The sequence below is a fragment of the Filifactor alocis ATCC 35896 genome (assembly GCF_000163895.2).
GTDB lineage: Bacteria > Bacillota > Clostridia > Peptostreptococcales > Filifactoraceae > Filifactor > Filifactor alocis.
In genome coordinates, this window is the sequence record NC_016630.1 from 1,464,718 (window position 1) to 1,485,439 (window position 20,722).

Here is a 20,722-nt window from a genome sequence, read left to right on the forward strand (position 1 = left end):
TTCTCTATTTCAAGAATCCTTGATATTGTCTCATTACAGATTGTGCTTTGATTTGTCTCATCGTTTCAATTGCAACCCCAACTACGATCAACAGACTTGTTCCACCAAAACGAACAGGAATTTCTGTTGCGTGATAAATAACTGTCGGTAATGCTGCAATCAATGATAAAAAGACTGCTCCTACAAAAGTTAAGCGGTTCAATGATTTTGCAATATAATCCGCTGTCGGTTTTCCCGGTCTGATTCCCGGAATAAAACCGTTGCCGTTCTTTAAGTTGTCTGCCACTTCATCCGGTTGGAAGGTAATGGAAATATAAAAATAAGAGAATGCAAATACCAGTACAAATTGAATGATACTGAATATATAAATTCCCGGATTTCCATTGGAACTTAAATATTTTTGCACAAAATTTTGATATTCTTGATTTCGAACAAAGAATCTCATCATTTCAGGTAACATCATCACAGACGATGCGAAGATTACCGGAATTACTCCTGCTTGATTTACTTTCAACGGAATATGAGAAGATTGTCCACCGTAAGTATTTTTTCCAATCACTCTCTTTGCATATTGTACAGGTATTTTTCGAACCCCTTCCAACACCATGATTACTCCGATGATAATTGCAATAGAAACAACCAAAAATACAATAATTTGAATTGGGTTGATTGCTCCGGTTTTGGATAATTCTAATGTCTGTTTTACAGATATCGGATATCTTGAAATGATACCTGCATAGATAATCATAGAAACACCATTTCCGATTCCCTTTTCTGTTACAATTTCACCAAGCCACATCAAGAAAGTCGTTCCTGCTGTAAGTGTGATGACGATTGTAAAAACAGGTAAAAGGTCTTGTGATAACAATGCTCCTCTAAACATACCATATACTAATGAGAAAGATTGGAACAACGCCAATGCTACTGACAAGTATCTCGTATATTCAGAAATTTTCTTTCTTCCGTCTTCACCGGACTTTTGCAACTCTTCCAACGACGGAATCGCTACTGTTAAAAGTTGCATCACAATAGATGATGTGATGTATGGTGTCACCCCAAGAGCAAATAATGTAAATTGGCTCAATGCACCTCCGGACATCATATCATACAATGAAAGCACATTGCTTTTGCTAAGCTGATTTTTGATAAGGCTTGTATCCATCCCGGCTGTCGGAATAGATGCACCGATTCTAAATACTACTAACATCATTGCTGTAAAGAGTATTCTTTTTCTTAATGTCGGTATTTTCATTGCTCGCTTCAATGCTTCAAACAACTAAATCACCTCTGCCTTTCCTCCTGCAGCTTCTATTTTTTCGATTGCTGATTTTGTGAATTTGCTTGCTTTAATCGTAATTTTTTTGTTAAATTCCCCATTACCAAGTACTTTCAATCCATCTTTTTCAATCTTTTTAATTACTTTTCTATCTTTCAATAGCTGTGCATCAACTACTGTTCCGTCTTCAAAGTCATTCAAACGATCGATATTAATCACACTGTATTTTTTCTCAAATCTTGTGTTATCAAAACCAATCTTTGGAAGTCTTCTCATTAAAGGCATTTGACCCCCTTCAAATCCCGGTCTAACTCCACCGCCGGAACGAGCGCCTTGTCCTTTTTGTCCTCTTCCTGAAGTTTTCCCTTGACCTGTAGCGGTACCGCGACCTAATCTTTTTTTAGCTTTTGTGCCGCCGCCTACAGCCGGTCTCAATTCATGTAGTTTCATCTTTGCACCTCCTTTTTTTATTCTTCTACTTCTACCAGATGACTAACCGTTTTAATCATTCCTCTGATTTGAGGATTGTCAGGTTTTTCAACTGTTTGGTGTCTTTTTTTAAGTCCTAAAGCAACCAATGTTCCTCTTTGATTAGGTTTAGTTCCAATCGGACTTTTTTTCAATGTAATCTTTAACATATTTTCGTCCTCCTAACCTAAAAGATCCTCTACTTTTTTACCTCTGAGTTCTGCTACTTGTTCGATGGTACGTAGAGATTTTAATCCTTCCATTGTTGCGTTAACCATATTTCTTTCGTTGTTCGTTCCTATTGATTTTGCACGAACATCTTCGATTCCTGCTAATTCAAGCACAGCACGAACAGGTCCTCCTGCTAAGACTCCGGTTCCTTCAGGAGCCGGCATGATGATTACATATCCTGCACCGAATCTTCCTTTCACAACATGAGGGATTGTAGTTCCTACCATAGGTACTTCTATCATATTTTTCTTTGCATCTTCTTCAGCTTTGCGGATTGCTTCCGGAACTTCACTTGCTTTTCCTGTTCCAAGTGCAACGTGTCCGTTTCCGTCTCCAACTACAACAAGGGCTGCAAAACGGAAGTTACGACCTCCCTTTACTACCTTTGTTACTCTTCTAATGTTGACTACTTTTGTTTCTAAATCCAGTTGTCGAGCATCAATTCGTTTTCTTTGCATTATTTCCCCTCCTTCTTACTAAAATTGAAGTCCAGCTTCTCTTGCACCTTCTGCAACTTGTTGAACTCTTCCGTGATAAATATATCCGCCACGGTCAAACACGACCTCTTTAATCCCTTTTTCGATTGCTCTCTCAGCTGCAATTTTTCCTACAAGTCTTGCAGCTTCTTTATTTCCAGTGCTTTCTAATTGTTCTTTAATCGCTTTATCCAATGTAGAAGCAGAAACTAATGTTACTCTGTTCACATCGTCAATTACTTGCACATAAATATTGTTTGTACTTCTGTATACGTTGAATCTTGGTTTTTCAGGAGTTCCGGATAAGTTTTTACGAACTCTTTTATGTCTTGCCACACGTCCAATGTTTTTGTCAATTTTACGAAACACTCGATTCACTCCTTTCTCTATTTTATGCCGTCTTATTTCTTACCGGTTTTACCTTCTTTACGACGAACATGTTCTCCTGCATAACGAATTCCTTTTCCTTTATATGGTTCAGGCTCTCTCCATGCTCTGATTTTTGCAGCGTAGTTTCCTACAAGTTGTTTATTGATTCCTCTTACAACAATTTCCAATTGTGTAGGAACTTCTGTCTCAACGCCTTCCGGATCTTCCATCTCAACCGGATGAGAAAAACCTAAGTTTAATACTAATTTCTTTCCTTGTTTTGCCGCTCTATAACCAACACCCACGATTTCCATTTTCTTTTCGTAACCTTCTGTTACCCCGATAATCATGTTGTTGATTAAAGTTCTGCTAAGTCCATGCAAGGATTTATGTTTTTTATTTTCAGTTGGTCTTGTTACTGTTAGTATTCCGTCGTTGATTTCAATTTTCATACTTGGATCAATCGCTTGTGTCAATTGTCCTTTTGGTCCTTTTACAGTCACAATATTCTTTTCATCAACTTTGACTTCAACGCCTGCCGGTACTGTTACCGGTTTCAATCCGATTCTTGACATTTTGGCACCTCCTTACATTACATTATTACCAAACGTAGCAGACTACCTCTCCACCTACGCCTAATTCTCTTGCCTGTTTATCTGTCAAAATTCCTTTTGATGTAGAAATGATAGAAATTCCAAGTCCGTTCAATACCTTTGGAACTGTGTTCTTGTCAGCATAAACTCTAAGACCCGGTTTAGAGATTCTCTTTAATCCTAAGATTACTTTTTGTCCATCTTTTCCATATTTCAATGCAACGCGGATAAGCCCTTGTTTGCCATCTTCGATTACATCATATCCTTTAATATATCCTTCTTCTAAAAGAATTCTAGCAATTTCTCTTTTAATATTTGAAGCCGGAATATCAACTGTTTCGTGTTTTGCGATGATTCCGTTTCTGATACGTGTCAGCATATCTGCTATTGGATCTGTCATTACCATATTCGTTTGCCTCCTTTCATTCTTAAGGATTTACCAGCTCGCTTTTTTCACTCCTGGGATTTGTCCTTTGTACGCTAATTCTCTAAAGCATATACGGCAAATTCCAAATTTGCGCAATACGCTATGAGGTCTACCACAAAGACTGCATCTTGTGTATTCTCTGGTTGCATATTTTTGTGGTCTTTGTTGTTTTATTTTCATTGATTTCTTCGCCATATTTTCCTCCTATAACTACTTCATAAAAGGCATTCCGTATAATCTCAATAACTCTCTTGCTTCTTCATCTGTTTTAGCTGTAGTTACAAAGATAATATCCATACCTCTTACAGTATCTACTTTATCATAATCAATTTCAGGGAAAATAAGTTGTTCTTTGATACCGATGGCATAGTTTCCTCTTCCATCGAAAGAATCTTTTGAAACTCCTCTAAAGTCACGAACACGTGGCAATGTGATGTTTACCAATTTATCAACAAAATGCAACATTTTGTCTCCACGAAGAGTAACTTTTGCTCCAATTGGCATTCCTTCTCTGATTTTGAAGTTCGCAACTGATTTTTTCGCTCTTGTTGGAACTGCTTTTTGTCCGGTAATCAATTCAATTTCTGAAATTGCACTATCCAAAACTTTAGCATTGTCTCTTGCTTCCCCAACACCCATGTTGATAACGACTTTTTCTATTTTAGGGATTTCCATCGGATTTTTGTATCCGAATTTTTCCATCATTCCCTTTGTAATTTCATTTTTGTATAACTCTACTAGTCTTGAAGCCATCTATATGCCTCCTTTCCTCTATTATCTATATTTCTTCTCCGGTTTTTTTGGAAACTCTTACCTTTGATCCGTCTTCCAAAAATTTGTAACCTACTCGAACTCCTTTGCCGGCCTTTGCATCATACAACATTACATTTGAATGGTGAATTGCAGCTTCTTGTTCTATAATTCCGCCTTGAGGATTTTTTTGACTTGGTTTTGTGTGTTTTTGGACTTTGTTTACTCCTTCTACCACAACTCTATCACCTTTTACAGCAATAATTTTCCCTTTTTTTCCTCTGTCTTTCCCGCTAATAACAACTACGGTATCTCCAGTTTTTATACGCATTTATTGTACACCTCCCTAATAGGATTTCTTTCACGCTTAACTTATAATACTTCCGGTGCTAAGGAGATAATTTTCATATATTGTTTATCTCTCAACTCTCTCGCTACAGGTCCAAAGATACGTGTTCCTGCCGGAGTTTTATCATCTTTTATAATAACAGCTGCGTTTTCATCAAACTTTAGGTAAGAACCGTCTTTTCTTCTGATACCTTGTCTTGAACGAACGATTACAGCTTTTACAACTTTCCCTTTCTTAACAACCCCGCCTGGTGTTGACGATTTTACAGTAGCAACGATAACATCACCAATGTTTCCTGTCTTTCTTGTTGAACCGCCAAGTACTCTGATGCAAAGCAATTCTTTTGCTCCTGAGTTGTCTGCAACTTTTAAACGACTCTCTTGTTGTATCATCTTGTGTCCTCCTTCCTGCTAAACCGCATTTTCTTATTCTGCGGATTTTTCGATAATATTAACGACTCTCCATCTCTTATCTTTAGACAGTGGACGAGTTTCCATTATTTTTACACGATCTCCAACTTTACATTCGTTGTTTTCATCATGAGCTTTAAATTTCACTGTTCTCTTTACTGCTTTTCCATAAAGAGGATGACGTACAAACTCTACGATAGATACGACAACGGTTTTATCCATTTTATCAGATGTTACATATCCGATTCTTGTTTTTCTCATTGCTCTTTCCATGCTTTATCCTCCTTTCATCCACTGATATTAAGCACGTTCCTTTTCGTTTAGAATAGTTTTACAACGCGCGATATCTCTTCTCACGTGTCTTAGACGAACTGGGTTTTCCAATTGTCCAGTTGCTAATTGGAATCTAAGGTTGAATAATTCTTCTTTCAATTCTATTATCTTTGACGCTAATTCTTCTACCGTCATTTCTCTTAAAGCATCAGCCTTCATTCTATTCACCAACCTTCGTTTCATTTTGTGCAGTGTCTTCTTTTTTCATAAATTTACATTTAATAGGTAATTTATGCATTGCAAGACGCATCGCTTCTCTTGCTTTTTCTTCAGAAACTCCACCTAATTCAAATATAATTCTTCCCGGTTTTACAACCGCTACCCAATACTCCGGTGAACCTTTTCCTGCCCCCATACGTGTTTCAGCAGGTTTTTGTGTTACAGGTTTATGTGGGAATATTTTAATCCATACCTTTCCACCTCTACGGATGGATCTATTCAATGCAATACGAGCCGCTTCGATTTGGTTTGATGTGATCCAAGACGGTTCCATCGCTACCAATGCATATTCGCCGTAAGCAATTTGATTTCCTTTTGTCGCTTTTCCTGCCATACTTCCTCTATGCACTCTACGACGTTTTACTCTTTTTGGCATTAACATAGTTTAGTTCCTCCTTTCCGTTAGGAATGTCTAATTTCTTTCTTCACGTTTTTGACGAGGTTTACGTTCAGTTTGTCTTCTGTCGTTATTTCCTCTGCCTCTGTTGTCGCCTCTTCTTCCGTTATCATCTCTGCGACGAGGTTTTCTTTTTCCGTCTCTTGTTACATCTTCAATTTCTCTTTTAGGACCGTTTCTTGTAGGAAGGATTTCTCCGTTGCAAATCCAAACTTTTACTCCTAATTTTCCATATGTTGTATCTGCTTCCGCAAATCCATATCCGATATCTGCTCTCAATGTGTGTAGTGGAACATTGCCTTCTGCGTAACCTTCCGTTCTCGCCATTTCGGCACCTCCAACACGGCCTGATGTAGATACTTTGATTCCTTTTGCTCCTGCACGCATTGCTCTTTGCATCGCTTGTTTCATCGCTCTACGGAACGCAATACGTCTTTCCAATGCTAATGCAATATTTTCTGCAACTAATTGAGCATCTACTTCCGGTCTTTTTACTTCCACAACATTGACAAATACTTGTTTATCTTTACAGATTTTTTCAACATCCAATTTCAACTCTTCGATTCCTTGTCCGCCTTTTCCGATGATACGTCCCGGTTGAGCTGTGAAGATGTTTAGTCTTACTGTTTTTCCTTGTCTTTCTATCTCAATTTTAGAAATCCCTGCAAGATACAGTTTTTTCTTAACGAATTCTCTGATTACGGAGTCTTCTTTAATGTTTGCCGCAAAGTCTTTTTTGTTTGCAAACCATCTGGAATCCCAGTTTTTGTTGACTCCGACACGAAGTCCGTGAGGACTTACTTTTTGACCCATTCCTGTCCCTCCTATCTTTCTTTGACAATTACCTCGATATGGCTTGTTCTCTTATGAATTGCTGTTGCTCTTCCTTGTGCTCTCGGACGAAATCTTTTCAATGTAGGTCCTTGGTTTGCCACAATGTGTGCAACATATAATTTATCTCTATCCATTTCAAAGTTATTCTCTGCATTTGCTGCTGCAGATTTCACTACTTTTGCAATGATATCAGCACTGTTGTTTGGTGTAAATTTTAATATTGCTAATGCTTCATCTACGCTTTTTCCTCTTACCAAAGAGCAAACAAATCCGGCTTTTCTAGGAGATGTTCTTACGTATTTTGCAACTGCTCTTGCTTCTAATGCTTTTTCCATTTTTATCCTCCTTTCTTATAAAAGGTTCTTATCTCGCTTTTGATGATTTCGCGTCATCTTTATGGCCTTTGAAGGTTCTTGTCGGTACAAATTCTCCAAGTTTATGTCCTACCATGTCTTCTGTCAAATAAACAGGTACATGTTTTCTTCCGTCGTGAACTGCAATTGTGTGTCCTACGAATTCAGGAAAAATAGTAGAACTTCTGGACCATGTTTTGATAACTTGTTTTTCATTTTTTTCGTTCATTTCCGTAATCTTTTTCAAAAGTCCTTTGTGTACAAAAGGTCCTTTTTTTGCGGATCTACTCATTATGACATCCTCCTTTCAAAGGTTCTATTTTTTACGTCTTGATACAATCATGCTGTTAGACGCTTTGTTTTTCTTTCTTGTTTTATATCCCAATGCCGGTTTGCCCCAAGGTGTTACAGGACCTGAACGTCCGATAGGCGCTCTACCTTCCCCTCCACCGTGAGGGTGGTCATTCGGGTTCATAACAGAACCTCTTACTGTTGGACGAATACCCATATGTCTTTTTCTTCCGGCTTTACCGATTGTTACGATTTCATGTTCCAAGTTTCCTACTTGTCCGATTGTCGCTTTACATTCAGCGTGTACTTTTCTCATTTCTCCTGACGGTAAACGAAGTAACACATATTTTCCTTCTTTCGCCATCAATTGCGCAGAAGCTCCTGCAGCTCTAACGATTTGTCCACCTTTTCCGGCTTTCAATTCAATGTTGTGTACAATTGTACCTACAGGCATATCCTTCATTTTTAGGCAGTTTCCGATTTTGATATCAGAACCTAATCCTGAATAAAGAGTATCTCCTACTTTTAATCCTTTTGGAGCTAAGATATATCTTTTTTCTCCATCTGCATAGTGTAACAATGCGATGTTTGCACTACGGTTTGGATCATATTCAATTCCCGCTACTCTTGCCGGAATTTGTTCTTTATCTCTCTTAAAGTCAATTACTCTGTATTTTCTTTTTGCTCCGCCGCCTCTATGACGAACTGTAATTTTTCCTTGTGAGTTTCTTCCTGCATTTTTCTTCAAGGATACAAGAAGAGATTTCTCTGGCTCGTGCTTTGTGATTTCGTCAGATTTTAGCACTGTCATTTGTCGAAGTGCAGGTGACGTTGGTTTATAACTTTTAATAGCCACTAATATTCCCTCCTCTTATTCTATACTCCGAAGAATTCAATGGTTTTACTTGAATCTTTCAATTTCACGATTGCTTTTTTGAAAGATGCTGTTCTTCCCACATTTCTTCCCATTCTTTTCATTTTTCCACGATAGTTCATAGTGTGAACTTTTTCTACTTCTACACCAAATATTTCTTCAATGGCTTTTCTGATTTGAATCTTGTTAGCAGTTTTTGCCACTACGAAAGTGTACTTTTTGTCTTCTGCTAATTGCATTGATTTTTCTGTAATAATTGGTCGAATGATAATATCATGTGCTAGCATTATGCGTACACCTCCTCAGCTTTTGCTACTGCATCCTTTGTCAATACTAATGTATTTGCATTCAAAATGTCATATACATTCATAGTGCCTACGAAAGCGATTTTTACATTTTTGATGTTTCTTCCGCTACGTACCACTTCAGGACTATTATCTTTTGTTACTACAAGAGCTTTTTTACCTACTTTCAATGCAGAAAGCATTTTTGCAAATTCTCTTGTTTTCCATTCTGTCAAATTAATATCGTCTACTACTACCAAATTTCCTTCGTTTACTTTGTCAGTCAAAACACTCTTCAATGCAAGTCTTCTGATTTTTTTAGGAACTGTGTAGCTGTAGTCTCTTGGTTTCGGAGCAAATACAACCCCGCCGCCTTTCCATTGAGGTGAACGAATAGAACCTTGTCTTGCACGACCTGTTCCTTTTTGTCTCCAAGGTTTTGCTCCCCCTCCACGTACTTCTGCTCTTGTTTTAGCAGATTGTGTTCCAACTCTTTTGTTTGCTAAATGGTTTTTCACTACTTGGTATACAACGTGTTCGTTAATTTCAGCTCCGAATAAGTTTTCGGAAAGTTCCATTTCGCTTACTTTTTCTCCGTTTATATTAAGCACATCAACTGTTGGCATGTTCTTGTCCTCCTTTCCTTCTATTATTGTCCTTTAACTGCTGTTTTAATGACAACAAGTCCTTTTTTAGGTCCGGGAATTGCACCTTTAATTAAAATCAAGTTCTTCTCAGCATCCACTCTTGCAACTTCAAGATTTTGAATTGTTACACGAGTGTGTCCCATGTGTCCCGGTAATTTTTTGCCTTTACGAACCTTTGAAGGATCGGAAGCGCTACCCATTGAACCGGGTGCTCTGTGATAGTGAGAACCGTGAGTTTCCGGTCCGCGACTTTGTCCGTGTCTTTTGATACTTCCTTGGAATCCCTTTCCTTTAGAAATACCTGTAACATCAATTTTTTCTCCAACTTCAAAGATATCTACCTTGATTTCTTGCGCTAAAGAATAGTTTTCAACACCATCTTCAGGTCTTAATTCTTTTACATGTTTTTTCAATGCTACACCTGCTTTTGCAAAGTGTCCTTTCATCGGTTTGTTTACATGTTTTTCTTTTACTTCTCCGAAACCTACTTGAACTGCATTGTATCCGTCAGTTTCTTCAGTTTTGATTTGTGTTACTACAACCGGTCCTGCTTCTACAACAGTCACAGGAATCATTACTCCATTTTCATCGAAAATTTGAGTCATTCCGATTTTCTTACCCATAATGCTTTTCATCAAGCACACCTCCTATAATCTTACAGCGGATTGCTACGCAATCATTCTAAGATAAGGTACTTCTATATCAATACCTTAACTTCTACCTTAGGTTTACAGTTTGATTTCGATATCTACTCCTGCCGGAACATCAAGTCTTGTTAATGAATCAACAAATTTCGGACTTGGATTGCCGATATCAATCAATCTTTTGTGAGTTCTGATTTCAAACTGTTCTCTCGAATCCTTATACTTATGAACAGCTCTCAAAATTGTGATAACTTGTTTTTCTGTTGGAAGCGGAATCGGTCCGGATACATTTGCACCTGCTACTTTTGCAGCCTCCACAATTTTTTCTGCTGTTTGTTCCAACATTCCGTGATCATAAGATTTCAAACGGATTCTGATTTTTTGATTGTTAGACATTTTTTTACCTCCTATCGCACGATTTCCGTACGACTGACCTTCATAAACTGTTCCGGGTGTTTTCTGATCCCTCTTAAAAAAACAGCTTCGGTCAAGCCGCCACATTCAATGATGTTGCTGCTCCACGAAAATTCCCCAATACGTTGATATTGGCAACCTTTCGCTTCAACGCAAGATGTGTATTCTCAAAACACACTCATCTATTCTACCTTAATTAATTGTAAATTACAAGGTTTTTTAGGAATTTTTTTTATTTTTTTGATTCATTTTTCAATCCTGATTTTTGATTCAAGCGATTCTTTTTCAAGCACACAAAACTTATATTTTTATCCTGCAAATACATATTCAACAAACAAAAATATAGAGAAAAATGAATTTATCCATCAAACTCTTTTTCTCTATATCTATTCTTTCTGTATCAAAATCCGAAAAACAATTCTATTCTTCCAAATGTTTCCAATGCATATAATCGTTTTTCAACAGAACTTCATAACTTCCGTCTTCTTGAATTTTAATATGGGTAAGGCTTGCTTGCTTTGCGATGGCTTCCATATTCCAGAATTCTTCTAAACTTTTTTCCTGAAAAAATGTCATAATCGCTTTTCGTGTGATTCCATGTGTGATAACCAAAACATTCTTATCTTGTTCTTTTTCTAAAATCTCATCTATCAAACTTTTTGTTCTGTCAAATACCGACTCATATGTTTCTCCCGTAATCGGAAGATAAGTATCCGGATGATGGTACAAATTGTTACACTCCACAGGATACTTCTCTCCGATTTCTATAATATTTTTTCCTTCCCAATCACCAAAGCCCATTTCATAAAGTTTTTCGGAAAAAACAACCGGTATCTCCAATTCCCCTTTCATCAAACGCATTGTCTCTATCGTTCTTTGAGACGGAGAACAGTAGATGATATCAACATCCAATTTTTTTAATCGTTCATGAAACAATAAGGCTTGCATTTTTCCAAGTTCTGTCAAAGGTGAATCCTTTCTCCCTTGAAACTTTCGCTCTACATTCCAAACTGTTTGCCCATGTCTTGTAACATATAAATTTATCATTATCTTTATCTCCTGTATCTTTTTTTCATTTTTTTCAAAAATCAGCCGCTTTTCTCATTGTATCACAAATTCCGATTCGCTTGTCACTCAATTTCTTAAAGAATTCGCATTTCCTAAGTTACTAACCTCAACTTTCACAAATTCTTCCAATGAACCGATTCTATTACCAAAAAGAAAAAGCATACCTTCTGTTACCCGCCAGAATCGGTATGCTTTTTGTGCGTTTCTATTTTTATTCAATTGTAATGCAATTTATTTCGTTACAACACAATAACACTTCTTTTCGTTTCCGTCTTTCAGAAACCGAACATAACTTATATATTGAGACTCGGAAACCTGTTGTATCTGTTCATCGGCATGTTTTACCAACATCTCATCCATTCGACTTATTTGGTACCGTCTGCCTATCAATGCGGAATTCTCCAGGACCCAATTGTCTTGATTTGCTAATTTCGAAAACGCTTTTCTGCTGTACTTTGTTTCATAAATACCTTTTTGAAACAATTTTTTCGCTCGTCCTTCTCCCATATTATAAACCATGTACGCTTTATTCCAATCATGGTACTTATCATACGCCCATTTCAAACGCATTGTTCCAAACTCTACATTTTCTTCCACATTATAAACATCCTCAAAACCCGCTGAATGAAAATCTCCTAAATTCGCATCGTTAATCTGCGTAATACCGCTGTCTCTTGTTCTTGATCTCAAATATGGATCGAACCGATCGTTTTCTACCAATATCATCGCAAATACATATTTAGCGGGAATGGGATGTTTTTTTGTTGCCATCTCTACCGCTCTTTCAATTCGAGGAGGAAAAACCACTCTTTCCGGTTCGGCAAATACCGTTCCGGTAAGATTCATAAAGCAAATGCCTATCCACAACAAAGAAAACAATTGCCTTCCTCGCCTCAGAACACTTCTCTTTTCTTTCACTATTATCACTCCTTTTATCCCGGCTTCATTTTTGTTTCCAGCCGGAAATTTTGTTTCATCACTCTCTTCTGTCCTATTTTATTTTTTGTTTCTTATGTTTGAATACTCTTTTATTTTTCCAAACGTCTTACCATATTAAACAAATTTTTTTATTCTGACAAGTTTTTATCATTTTTTGTTACATTATGAAAATAAGTGCTTTTCGATATATATCTTTGCTACCATTGAATTAGTAATATGTTCAATCGTTATCACAATATATTTTTAATTTTTTTTGTAATAAAATTGTAATTTTTCTATCTATGAGTATAATTCAGAATAATATAATTTATAATTTCAATTATTAATTGACTTTTATCTTATATAGAAAACTACGTGTGTTATACTGTTATCCGTTTGAATTGCTCTATATCATAATGTTAAGTTATTCTTTACATCTTAATAACTACATCTATCTATTAAATTATTTCAGGTAGAAGAATGTCAAAAAGATCATTTTATCAAATTCGAATCTATGGCAGTTCAACCGGATTTTATTGTCTATGTTCTTATACTAAAAATCAGTACATTGTATATTCATGCAGTATTATGCAATTATAAAAAAACCAGATTCAAATTATTGTTCCTATTACTAATATCAATTTTGACAGGTTTCAGTAGTATTTTAAGAAATGTTGTGTTACAGGACAAATGTTACAACGATTGCTGAATTTCATAAAAAAAAAGACTGAGTTCCAAAAAGGAAATCAGTCTCTCTTCACGGGTACAAAACAGAACTATTTTACTTCTACTTTTGCTCCTGCTCCTTCTAATTTTGCTTTCATTTCTTCAGCTTCTTCTTTAGAAACGCCTTCTTTAACAGGTTTTGGAGCTCCATCTACAAGATCTTTCGCATCTTTCAAGCCTAATCCTGTGATTTCTCTTACCGCTTTGATAACTCCAACTTTTGAAGAACCTGCATCAGCTAAGATTACATCAAATTCAGATTTTTCTTCAACTGCTGCTCCGCCTGCTGCCGCTCCGCCTGCTACCATAACAGGTGCTGCTGCAGATACTCCGAATTTTTCTTCTGCCGCTTTTACCAATTCGTTTAGTTCTAAAACTTTCATATTTTCAATTGCTTCTAAGATTTGTTCGATATTCATTACGACACCTCCGATAATTTTTGTCTTTTTATTTTTCTTAACTTACTTTGTTCAAGAATCTTACGCTTCTTGTTCTGTTGTTTCTTCTTGTTTTTTTGCAATAGCATCCAATAGATATACAAAGTTGGATAACGGAGCTTTGAAGCTTCCAACCAATTTTGCGATAAGTTCTTCTCTGCTTGGAATGTTTGCAAGTTCTTTCATTCTTTCCACATCATAGAATTCGCCTTCTACATATCCCATTTTCATTTTCAAATTAGGATGTTTTTTCGCGAAATCACTGATCACTCTCACCGGCGCAACTGCATCATCAAATGATACTGCAAATCCGTTTGATCCTACCAAGTCAACATCATTGAATTTTTCAAAGTTGCCTACTTCGGCAGCAGCACGTCTTACTAAAGTATTTTTGTATACTTTATAATCTACGCCTACTTCTCTAAACTTATTTCTAAGTTCAGTCACTTCTTCTACTGTCAATCCTTTGTAGTCTACAACTACACAAGATACTCCTCGTTGTAATTTGTCTGCGATTTCAGCTACAACTTGTTGTTTCATGTCGATTGCTTTAGACATTCTGTTCGCACCTCCTTTTTCAATAAAAAACCCTTGCGGTTTTCTTCGAAGACACACAAGGGCAACAATATTCGTTGTTGGCTACCTCGGTAGGAAATTAAGCATACGCACCTACGGTCTTCGGCATTAACAATACTATTCTATATTACAAAATACTATTTGTCAATCTTTTTTATTCTGTAACTCTCACAGGGTTAATTTTTACTCCGGGTCCCATTGTGCTTGTTACACTTACAGATTTTAAATATTGTCCTTTTGCAGCTGCAGGTTTTGCTTTAATAATTGCATCAATCAATGCAAAGAAGTTTTCAGACAATTTTTCTGCGCCAAAAGATACTTTTCCAACCGGAACGTGAATAATATTTGTTTTATCCAAACGATATTCTACTTTTCCGGCTTTGATTTCTTCTATTGCTTTTGTAACATCTTGTGTTACAGTTCCTGATTTTGGATTCGGCATTAAACCTTTTGGTCCCAGAACACGTCCCAAACGACCAATCACACCCATCATATCAGGTGTTGCTACGATAACATCAAAATCAAACCAATTTTCTTTTTGAATTTTTTCTGCCATATCTTCTGCCCCAACAAAGTCTGCTCCCGCTTGTTGTGCTTCTGTTGCTTTATCTCCTTTTGCGAATACAAGAACTCTTTTTGTCTTTCCTGTTCCGTGTGGTAAAACAACTGCGCCACGAACTTGTTGGTCTGCATGACGAGAGTCAACACCCAAACGAATATGAGCTTCAACTGTTTCATCAAATTTTGCAGATGCAACATCTGTAACGATCTTTAAGGCTTCAGATGCATTATACAAATTGCTTCTATCATATTTTTCGATAGCAGCCTTGTATTTTTTACCTAATTTTGCCATTTTTTACATCCTCCTTGTGGTAATAACGGTAAATGTTGTCTTTGCGTATTTGCCTCCCACCAATCTATATGAGCAAATAGAATTAATCTTCTACAACGATTCCCATGCTTCTTGCTGTTCCTGCAATCATTCTTGTAGCCGCTTCTACATCAGCTGCGTTCAAGTCATTCATTTTAAGTTCAGCAATTTCTCTAACTTGTGCTGTTTTAATTGTTGCCACTTTTGTTTTATTTGGTTCTCCTGAACCTTTATTGATCTTTACCGCTTTCTTCAGCAATACTGCTGCGGGTGGAGTTTTTGTAATAAAGGTGAAGGACCTGTCTGCAAATACTGTGATTACAACCGGGATAATATATCCGGCTTTATCTGCTGTTTTTGCGTTGAATTCTTTACAGAACCCCATAATATTTACCCCATGTTGACCAAGTGCAGGTCCTACCGGCGGTGCAGGTGTTGCTTTTCCAGCTTCTATTTGCAATTTAATTTGTCCAATTACTTTTTTTGCCATATCTTTGACACCTCCCATATCCTAAAGTATCTTTTTATTCTTCTTTATCTTTCTCCAACTGAGAAACTTCAATATCCACCAAAGTCTCTCTGTCTCCAAACATATAAACCTTGATTTTCGCCATTCCTTTTTCCGGATGCAAACTGACAACCGTAGCTCGCAAACCGCTGAAAGCTCCGCCTTTAATAATGACACGATCGCCTTCCGCAAAATCAATCTTGTAGATAACAGGTACTTCTTCCTCCAATCCCATGTTGATCACTTCTTGTTCTGTCAATGGAATCGGTTTGGAATTCGGTCCGACAAATCCTGTAACACCTTTGGTATTTCTTACAACATACCAAGATTCATCTGTTACAATCATTTTAACGAGACAATACCCCGGAAAAATCTTACGATATCTCGTATGTTTCTTTCCGTTCTTCTCTTCTACAATCTCTTCTACGGGCACAGAAACACGAGGAATAATATCCTCCATATTTCGATTTTGAACCGCCTTTTCAATTGTGGCTTTTACTTTGTTTTCATGTCCGGAATAGGTATGCACAACATACCATTTGGCTTGTTCGTTTTCTGCCATAGATAATCGCCAAAAGAGTTTTTCTCCTTAAGCGCCACCCTCCTTTTAGTTTATTACCTTTCTATCAGCTTTTCGATAACAGCTCCTACTCCTGCATCGATACAGAAGATGAAAAGTGCTGTTACCAACACCATAATAATAACGGTAAATGTATGTTCTGACAGCTCCTGTTTGGAAGGCCAATGAACTTTCTTCAGTTCCGTTTTTACTTCTCCAAAATATTCTGTTGGCGAAGTTTTTGTTTTTTCTGTGGTTTTTGGCACTACATCACACCCTTTACTATTTCGTTTCTTTATGTGTTGTGTGTTTCTTGCAGAATTTACAATATTTTTGAAGTTCCATACGTTCCGGATCATTTTTCTTGTTCTTCATAGTATTGTAATTTCTTTGTTTACACTCTTGACATGCCAATGTTACTTTCACTCTCATTAAGTGCACCTCCTATTTCTTATTCGATTAGAAGGATCTATTTAATACATAGATTGGTGTAAAAAATAATATACGAATAAAATTTATCACACATTAAAACTATTGTCAACAACTCTCTCTCAACGACTTTGAGAAGACAGCTTCGACAATAGACTCCATCGCAACTCATTTTATTCTTTTCCCATTATATAGAAAGGATTTTTTTTTGTCAATTTATATCCAAAATAATCTTGAAGAAATTTTTTAGATAGCATCAGAATAAAACAGACTGCAATTCTTTGGAATGAACCAAGGAACCACAGTCTGTCTATGGAAATAAAGAAGGATTTCAGATTAACGATTGCTCATAATAACTTCTACTTCGTCTTCATTCAATCCAACCATTGCTTCTCCTAAGTTTTCGCTCACTTTTGCAATGATTTCCGGATTGTCATAATGTTTTACAGCTTCCACAATCGCTTTCGCTCTTTGTGCCGGATTTCCTGATTTGAAGATTCCGCTTCCTACAAAAACTCCGTCTGCCCCCAATTGTACCATCAATGCCGCATCTGCAGGAGTTGCAACTCCACCGGCTGAAAAGTTAGGGACCGGAAGTTTTCCGTTCTTGTGAACATATTGAATCAATTCATAAGGCACTTGGTATTCTTTTGCAATATGATACAGTTCATCTTCACGAAGAGAAACAACATATCTAATTTCATTTTGAATGGTTCTCATATGTTTTACCGCTTGAACAACATCGCCTGTTCCCGCTTCTCCTTTTGTGCGAATCATTTTTGCACCTTCTGAGATTCTTCTAAGAGCCTCTCCCAAGTCTCTTGCACCACATACAAACGGTGTTTTGAACGTGTTCTTATCAACATGATATACATTGTCTGCAGGAGACAATACTTCAGATTCATCAATACAATCAATTCCGATTGCTTCCAAAATTTGTGCCTCTACAAAATGACCGATTCTTACTTTTGCCATAACCGGTATACTTACTGTATTCATAATTTCTTTAATCATTTTCGGATCACTCATTCTGGATACTCCTCCGGCTGCACGAATATCTGCCGGGATTCTCTCCAATGCCATAACAGCTACAGCACCTGCTTCTTCTGCAATCTTTGCTTGTTCCGGAGTTGTTACATCCATAATTACTCCACCAAATAATTTTTCAAAATTCATATCTTTGCCCTCCTAAATTAGTGATAACTATAGTATAATGGGTGTCTGAATACTTTTATAGTGTCAATTTGATATAATTTTTAGATACCAGTTTTATTTTCGGAGGACAATATGTTATTTCTAAAGGACGGAATTATTTATTTACAAATCTATGAATATTACAAAAAAGAGATTATCAAAGGAACCTATGTCGCTCACAGTAAACTTCCAAGCAAGCGACGCCTTTCCAATGAATATCAGATTTCACTTACCAGTGTGGAAAATGCCTATGCAAAACTGTTGGAGGAAGGTTTTATCTACGCAAAAGAAAGAAAAGGATACTTTGTTTCAGATGTCGGAGAACTCTATGTACTCGAAAACAAACAACATACTTTTCAAAAAGAAACATCGGATATCCGATATGATTTTTCATATACCGGAGTGTCCGATGAAGGGTTTCCGCATAAAATATTTCGCAAGTTTTCGAATCTTATTTTGGAGGACAATGACCTTTTGGAACAGGTGGACTATCAAGGATATTTCCCTCTACGCATGCAAATAGCAGACTACCTCAATCGTTCCAGAGGATTCCAAACTTCTCCTTCCCGTATCATTATCTCCAGCGGTTCGGAGTATCTCTTCCAAATTATTTTCAAACTTGTTGAAGGTACTTATGCGATTGAGGATCCCGGTTACCATATGCTACGCAATATTATGGACGCCAACGAAATCCGATATGAATGTATTCCATTGGACGAGTTCGGTATGTCCATTGACGCTCTTCAAAACAGTTCTGCCAATATCTGCGCACTGACACCGGCACACCAATTTCCGACCGGTATCATTATGAATATGAAACGTCGTTCAGAAATTTTGAATTGTTCCCAAATAGATTTTGTGATTGAAGATGATTACGACAGCGAATTCAAATACTCAAACCGTCCTGTTCCGGCACTCAAATCCATTGATTATCCGGACAAGGTCATTTACATGGGTTCTTTTTCAAAATCGATTTCTCCAAGCATGCGTGTCAGCTATATGGTATTGCCTGAATCGCTTTTGGAAAACTATCATCAAATGTTCCACTGTTTCGTATGTCCTGTTTCTATCATTATCCAAAAAATTCTTACCGAATTTTTGGAATCCGGAGAGTTCGAAAAACATTTGAATCGCATGAGAAAAATTTACTCCAAAAAAAGACAACTGATTGTAGACTTGCTCAAGGACTGTCCCGATATTAAAATAACCGGTGCAGATGCCGGACTTCATGTTGTCCTTCAATATCCGAAATACTTCACAGAAAAAGATATTGTCGCAGAAGCACTGAAACAAAAAATCGCAGTGTACGGTCTGGAAAGTTATGGAAAAAAACAGGAATACCCTTCCATCCTCTTGGGGTTTGCAACCCTAACCAATGAGGAAATCACCGAAGGAATATCCCTGCTCAAAGCAATTTCTTATCATTCTACTGTTCCATCGCCCTAACTTCAAATCCAAGCTCTTTAATCATCGCCATATCTTTTTCAATGGTCATTCCGGAGGTTGTAAGCATATCTCCGGAGATTGCCGCATTTGCACCGGATTGGAAACATGCTCTCCCCTTATCCTTAAGCAAACCTCTTCCACCCGCCAAACGAATTGCCGCATCCGGAATCAAACAACGGAATACCGCGACAATTCTTCTCATTTCTTCTTGAGAAAGCATCGGTACATTTTCGTATGGAGTTCCGGGAATCGGATTTAAGAAATTAACCGGAATGGATTTGATTCCCAATTCACGAATATCAATCACCATGTTCACCCTGTCTTCCATTGTTTCTCCAAGTCCCATAATTCCACCGCTACACACCTTAAGTCCTGCCTCCTGTGCCTGACGAATGGCGTGAATCTTATCTTCATAAGTATGCGTTGTGCAGATATTGATAAAGTTCTGTCTTGAAGTTTCCAAATTGTTGTGTACTCTTGATACTCCGACCGCCTTCAATTTTTCAAAATCCTCTTTTTCCAACAAACCGAAGGATGCACATACCTGAATATCCACTTCTTTTCTCAGATTCGTAATACTTTTACATACGGCATCCACATCTTTTTTTGATAATCTTCTTCCGGAGGTTACTACGGAGTAACGAACAACACCTCTGTCATGATTGTATTTCGCCAAATCAATCAACTCTTTTTCTTCCATCAAAGGATACTCTTCCACCTGTGTCTTATACCAGGAAGACTGTGCACAATACTTACAGTCCTCAGAACATTTCCCGCTTTTTCCATTCACAATGGTACACATATCAAATCCGTTTCCACAAAAATGTTCTCTAATTTCATTTGCCATAGAACAAAGTTCTTCCAACGGTGCTTCGTACAAAAACATCGCTTCCTCTTTTGAAATCTTCTTTCCTGACAAAATATCTTTTTTTATCCCTTGTAATGTCATCTCTACCATCATTTTCCCCTATCTTTCTTCCCCTATATTTTTAATATTTTACATGATTCCAATATTTTGTGATGTAGAATCGTTCTCATTGTAAACATATTATTTGTTTTTATTTTACAATAGCATATTATACCCTTTTTTTGATTTTGGCAAATTATTTTTGTAAGTTTAAGACAGTTGCTTGTTTATAATAATTATTTTTCTACGTTCATTCACAGAACAAAAAATAGCTTGCTCATACTAAACACTATTTCAAAATATAGACACAATGTATGATTATGAAAAACAGAACAAAATATAACAGCACGAAAAAAGAAGATTTTTATTATAACTTAAATTAGTAGTAAAAACTGCTTCCCTACTTTAGAATCAATGAATTCATCAATTTTTACCAACTCCCCC

General features: G+C 36.9%; 34 protein-coding genes and 1 other annotated feature. Of the genes, 1 reads left to right on the top strand and 33 read right to left on the bottom strand.

Going from position 1 to position 20,722, the window contains the following annotated elements:
- Nucleotides 1-4 precede the first annotated feature (4 nt).
- The 32 genes from secY to pdxS all read right to left on the bottom strand — a co-directional run bounded on the left by secY (nucleotide 5) and on the right by pdxS (nucleotide 17,907).
- Nucleotides 5-1,276 (bottom strand): preprotein translocase subunit SecY, encoded by a 1,272-nt coding sequence (gene secY / locus HMPREF0389_RS06440; protein ID WP_014262820.1) that lies wholly within the window; start codon nucleotides 1,274-1,276, stop codon nucleotides 5-7.
- Nucleotides 1,277-1,726 (bottom strand): 50S ribosomal protein L15, encoded by a 450-nt coding sequence (gene rplO, locus HMPREF0389_RS06445; protein ID WP_014262821.1) that lies wholly within the window; start codon nucleotides 1,724-1,726, stop codon nucleotides 1,277-1,279.
- A 17-nt stretch (nucleotides 1,727-1,743) separates the two neighbouring features.
- On the bottom strand, nucleotides 1,744-1,914 hold the full coding sequence (gene rpmD, locus HMPREF0389_RS06450) for a 50S ribosomal protein L30 (protein ID WP_014262822.1): 171 nt from the start codon (nucleotides 1,912-1,914) through the stop codon (nucleotides 1,744-1,746).
- Nucleotides 1,915-1,926: 12 nt separating this feature from the next.
- The gene (gene rpsE, locus HMPREF0389_RS06455) at nucleotides 1,927-2,433 is read right to left on the bottom strand and encodes a 30S ribosomal protein S5 (protein ID WP_014262823.1); all 507 of its coding nucleotides are present in this window, start codon (nucleotides 2,431-2,433) and stop codon (nucleotides 1,927-1,929) included.
- Nucleotides 2,434-2,451: 18 nt separating this feature from the next.
- A complete protein-coding gene (gene rplR / locus HMPREF0389_RS06460) occupies nucleotides 2,452-2,820 on the bottom strand; it encodes a 50S ribosomal protein L18 (RefSeq protein ID WP_014262824.1) in 369 nt (122 codons plus the stop codon).
- 32 nt (nucleotides 2,821-2,852) lie between these two features.
- Nucleotides 2,853-3,395 (bottom strand): 50S ribosomal protein L6, encoded by a 543-nt coding sequence (rplF, locus tag HMPREF0389_RS06465; protein WP_014262825.1) that lies wholly within the window; start codon nucleotides 3,393-3,395, stop codon nucleotides 2,853-2,855.
- A 25-nt stretch (nucleotides 3,396-3,420) separates the two neighbouring features.
- Complete coding sequence (rpsH, locus tag HMPREF0389_RS06470; protein WP_014262826.1) at nucleotides 3,421-3,819, bottom strand: 30S ribosomal protein S8; 399 nt, start codon at nucleotides 3,817-3,819, stop codon at nucleotides 3,421-3,423.
- Between the two features lie 30 nt (nucleotides 3,820-3,849).
- Nucleotides 3,850-4,035, bottom strand: a complete 186-nt coding sequence (locus HMPREF0389_RS06475; RefSeq protein ID WP_014262827.1) for a type Z 30S ribosomal protein S14 — start codon at nucleotides 4,033-4,035, stop codon at nucleotides 3,850-3,852.
- Nucleotides 4,036-4,050: 15 nt separating this feature from the next.
- The gene (gene rplE, locus HMPREF0389_RS06480; protein ID WP_014262828.1) at nucleotides 4,051-4,593 is read right to left on the bottom strand and encodes a 50S ribosomal protein L5; all 543 of its coding nucleotides are present in this window, start codon (nucleotides 4,591-4,593) and stop codon (nucleotides 4,051-4,053) included.
- Between the two features lie 25 nt (nucleotides 4,594-4,618).
- Complete coding sequence (gene rplX / locus HMPREF0389_RS06485; protein ID WP_014262829.1) at nucleotides 4,619-4,921, bottom strand: 50S ribosomal protein L24; 303 nt, start codon at nucleotides 4,919-4,921, stop codon at nucleotides 4,619-4,621.
- A gap of 41 nt (nucleotides 4,922-4,962) precedes the next feature.
- Nucleotides 4,963-5,331: a 50S ribosomal protein L14 gene (gene rplN, locus HMPREF0389_RS06490; protein ID WP_014262830.1), complete on the bottom strand. Its 369-nt coding sequence runs from the start codon at nucleotides 5,329-5,331 to the stop codon at nucleotides 4,963-4,965.
- A gap of 33 nt (nucleotides 5,332-5,364) precedes the next feature.
- The gene (gene rpsQ / locus HMPREF0389_RS06495; RefSeq protein WP_014262831.1) at nucleotides 5,365-5,622 is read right to left on the bottom strand and encodes a 30S ribosomal protein S17; all 258 of its coding nucleotides are present in this window, start codon (nucleotides 5,620-5,622) and stop codon (nucleotides 5,365-5,367) included.
- 27 nt (nucleotides 5,623-5,649) lie between these two features.
- Entirely contained in the window at nucleotides 5,650-5,841 is a 192-nt protein-coding gene (rpmC, locus tag HMPREF0389_RS06500; RefSeq protein WP_014262832.1) for a 50S ribosomal protein L29, read from the bottom strand.
- Between the two features lies 1 nt (nucleotide 5,842).
- On the bottom strand, nucleotides 5,843-6,283 hold the full coding sequence (rplP, locus tag HMPREF0389_RS06505; RefSeq protein ID WP_014262833.1) for a 50S ribosomal protein L16: 441 nt from the start codon (nucleotides 6,281-6,283) through the stop codon (nucleotides 5,843-5,845).
- A gap of 30 nt (nucleotides 6,284-6,313) precedes the next feature.
- Complete coding sequence (gene rpsC / locus HMPREF0389_RS06510; RefSeq protein WP_014262834.1) at nucleotides 6,314-7,111, bottom strand: 30S ribosomal protein S3; 798 nt, start codon at nucleotides 7,109-7,111, stop codon at nucleotides 6,314-6,316.
- Between the two features lie 11 nt (nucleotides 7,112-7,122).
- Nucleotides 7,123-7,467: a 50S ribosomal protein L22 gene (gene rplV, locus HMPREF0389_RS06515; protein WP_014262835.1), complete on the bottom strand. Its 345-nt coding sequence runs from the start codon at nucleotides 7,465-7,467 to the stop codon at nucleotides 7,123-7,125.
- A gap of 28 nt (nucleotides 7,468-7,495) precedes the next feature.
- Complete coding sequence (rpsS, locus tag HMPREF0389_RS06520; RefSeq protein ID WP_014262836.1) at nucleotides 7,496-7,777, bottom strand: 30S ribosomal protein S19; 282 nt, start codon at nucleotides 7,775-7,777, stop codon at nucleotides 7,496-7,498.
- A gap of 24 nt (nucleotides 7,778-7,801) precedes the next feature.
- A complete protein-coding gene (rplB, locus tag HMPREF0389_RS06525) occupies nucleotides 7,802-8,632 on the bottom strand; it encodes a 50S ribosomal protein L2 (protein ID WP_014262837.1) in 831 nt (276 codons plus the stop codon).
- A gap of 20 nt (nucleotides 8,633-8,652) precedes the next feature.
- Nucleotides 8,653-8,937: a 50S ribosomal protein L23 gene (gene rplW, locus HMPREF0389_RS06530; RefSeq protein ID WP_014262838.1), complete on the bottom strand. Its 285-nt coding sequence runs from the start codon at nucleotides 8,935-8,937 to the stop codon at nucleotides 8,653-8,655.
- Nucleotides 8,937-9,560: a 50S ribosomal protein L4 gene (gene rplD, locus HMPREF0389_RS06535; RefSeq protein ID WP_014262839.1), complete on the bottom strand. Its 624-nt coding sequence runs from the start codon at nucleotides 9,558-9,560 to the stop codon at nucleotides 8,937-8,939. Before rplD ends, rplW begins: the two co-directional genes overlap by 1 nt.
- 23 nt (nucleotides 9,561-9,583) lie before the next feature.
- The gene (gene rplC, locus HMPREF0389_RS06540; protein WP_014262840.1) at nucleotides 9,584-10,216 is read right to left on the bottom strand and encodes a 50S ribosomal protein L3; all 633 of its coding nucleotides are present in this window, start codon (nucleotides 10,214-10,216) and stop codon (nucleotides 9,584-9,586) included.
- Nucleotides 10,217-10,309: 93 nt separating this feature from the next.
- Nucleotides 10,310-10,621 carry a 30S ribosomal protein S10 gene (gene rpsJ, locus HMPREF0389_RS06545; protein ID WP_014262841.1) on the bottom strand — a complete coding sequence of 104 codons (312 nt, stop codon included), beginning with the start codon at nucleotides 10,619-10,621 and terminating at the stop codon, nucleotides 10,310-10,312.
- A gap of 438 nt (nucleotides 10,622-11,059) precedes the next feature.
- The gene (locus HMPREF0389_RS06550; RefSeq protein WP_014262842.1) at nucleotides 11,060-11,686 is read right to left on the bottom strand and encodes a histidine phosphatase family protein; all 627 of its coding nucleotides are present in this window, start codon (nucleotides 11,684-11,686) and stop codon (nucleotides 11,060-11,062) included.
- Nucleotides 11,687-11,938: 252 nt separating this feature from the next.
- Nucleotides 11,939-12,625, bottom strand: coding sequence for a transglycosylase SLT domain-containing protein (locus tag HMPREF0389_RS08775; protein ID WP_049770208.1), 687 nt, complete (start codon nucleotides 12,623-12,625; stop codon nucleotides 11,939-11,941).
- 776 nt (nucleotides 12,626-13,401) lie between these two features.
- On the bottom strand, nucleotides 13,402-13,770 hold the full coding sequence (gene rplL, locus HMPREF0389_RS06560; protein WP_014262844.1) for a 50S ribosomal protein L7/L12: 369 nt from the start codon (nucleotides 13,768-13,770) through the stop codon (nucleotides 13,402-13,404).
- A 60-nt stretch (nucleotides 13,771-13,830) separates the two neighbouring features.
- A complete protein-coding gene (gene rplJ, locus HMPREF0389_RS06565; RefSeq protein WP_014262845.1) occupies nucleotides 13,831-14,346 on the bottom strand; it encodes a 50S ribosomal protein L10 in 516 nt (171 codons plus the stop codon).
- A gap of 15 nt (nucleotides 14,347-14,361) precedes the next feature.
- Nucleotides 14,362-14,488, bottom strand: a sequence feature (ribosomal protein L10 leader region).
- A gap of 30 nt (nucleotides 14,489-14,518) precedes the next feature.
- Nucleotides 14,519-15,217, bottom strand: coding sequence for a 50S ribosomal protein L1 (rplA, locus tag HMPREF0389_RS06570; protein WP_014262846.1), 699 nt, complete (start codon nucleotides 15,215-15,217; stop codon nucleotides 14,519-14,521).
- An 82-nt stretch (nucleotides 15,218-15,299) separates the two neighbouring features.
- Nucleotides 15,300-15,725 (bottom strand): 50S ribosomal protein L11, encoded by a 426-nt coding sequence (rplK, locus tag HMPREF0389_RS06575; RefSeq protein WP_014262847.1) that lies wholly within the window; start codon nucleotides 15,723-15,725, stop codon nucleotides 15,300-15,302.
- Between the two features lie 34 nt (nucleotides 15,726-15,759).
- Nucleotides 15,760-16,305, bottom strand: coding sequence for a transcription termination/antitermination protein NusG (gene nusG / locus HMPREF0389_RS06580; RefSeq protein ID WP_014262848.1), 546 nt, complete (start codon nucleotides 16,303-16,305; stop codon nucleotides 15,760-15,762).
- Nucleotides 16,306-16,358: 53 nt separating this feature from the next.
- Nucleotides 16,359-16,568: a preprotein translocase subunit SecE gene (secE, locus tag HMPREF0389_RS06585; protein WP_014262849.1), complete on the bottom strand. Its 210-nt coding sequence runs from the start codon at nucleotides 16,566-16,568 to the stop codon at nucleotides 16,359-16,361.
- 16 nt (nucleotides 16,569-16,584) lie between these two features.
- Nucleotides 16,585-16,734, bottom strand: a complete 150-nt coding sequence (gene rpmG, locus HMPREF0389_RS06590) for a 50S ribosomal protein L33 (protein WP_014262850.1) — start codon at nucleotides 16,732-16,734, stop codon at nucleotides 16,585-16,587.
- Between the two features lie 333 nt (nucleotides 16,735-17,067).
- Nucleotides 17,068-17,907, bottom strand: a complete 840-nt coding sequence (gene pdxS, locus HMPREF0389_RS06595) for a pyridoxal 5'-phosphate synthase lyase subunit PdxS (RefSeq protein WP_014262851.1) — start codon at nucleotides 17,905-17,907, stop codon at nucleotides 17,068-17,070.
- A gap of 111 nt (nucleotides 17,908-18,018) precedes the next feature.
- Between pdxS and pdxR the strand changes: the two genes are divergently transcribed.
- Nucleotides 18,019-19,371, top strand: coding sequence for a MocR-like pyridoxine biosynthesis transcription factor PdxR (gene pdxR / locus HMPREF0389_RS06600; protein WP_014262852.1), 1,353 nt, complete (start codon nucleotides 18,019-18,021; stop codon nucleotides 19,369-19,371).
- Here pdxR and bioB read toward each other — a convergent pair.
- A complete protein-coding gene (gene bioB / locus HMPREF0389_RS06605; protein ID WP_014262853.1) occupies nucleotides 19,352-20,329 on the bottom strand; it encodes a biotin synthase BioB in 978 nt (325 codons plus the stop codon). The two genes, pdxR and bioB, sit on opposite strands and share 20 nt — an antisense overlap.
- Between the last annotated feature and the right edge of the window lie 393 nt (nucleotides 20,330-20,722).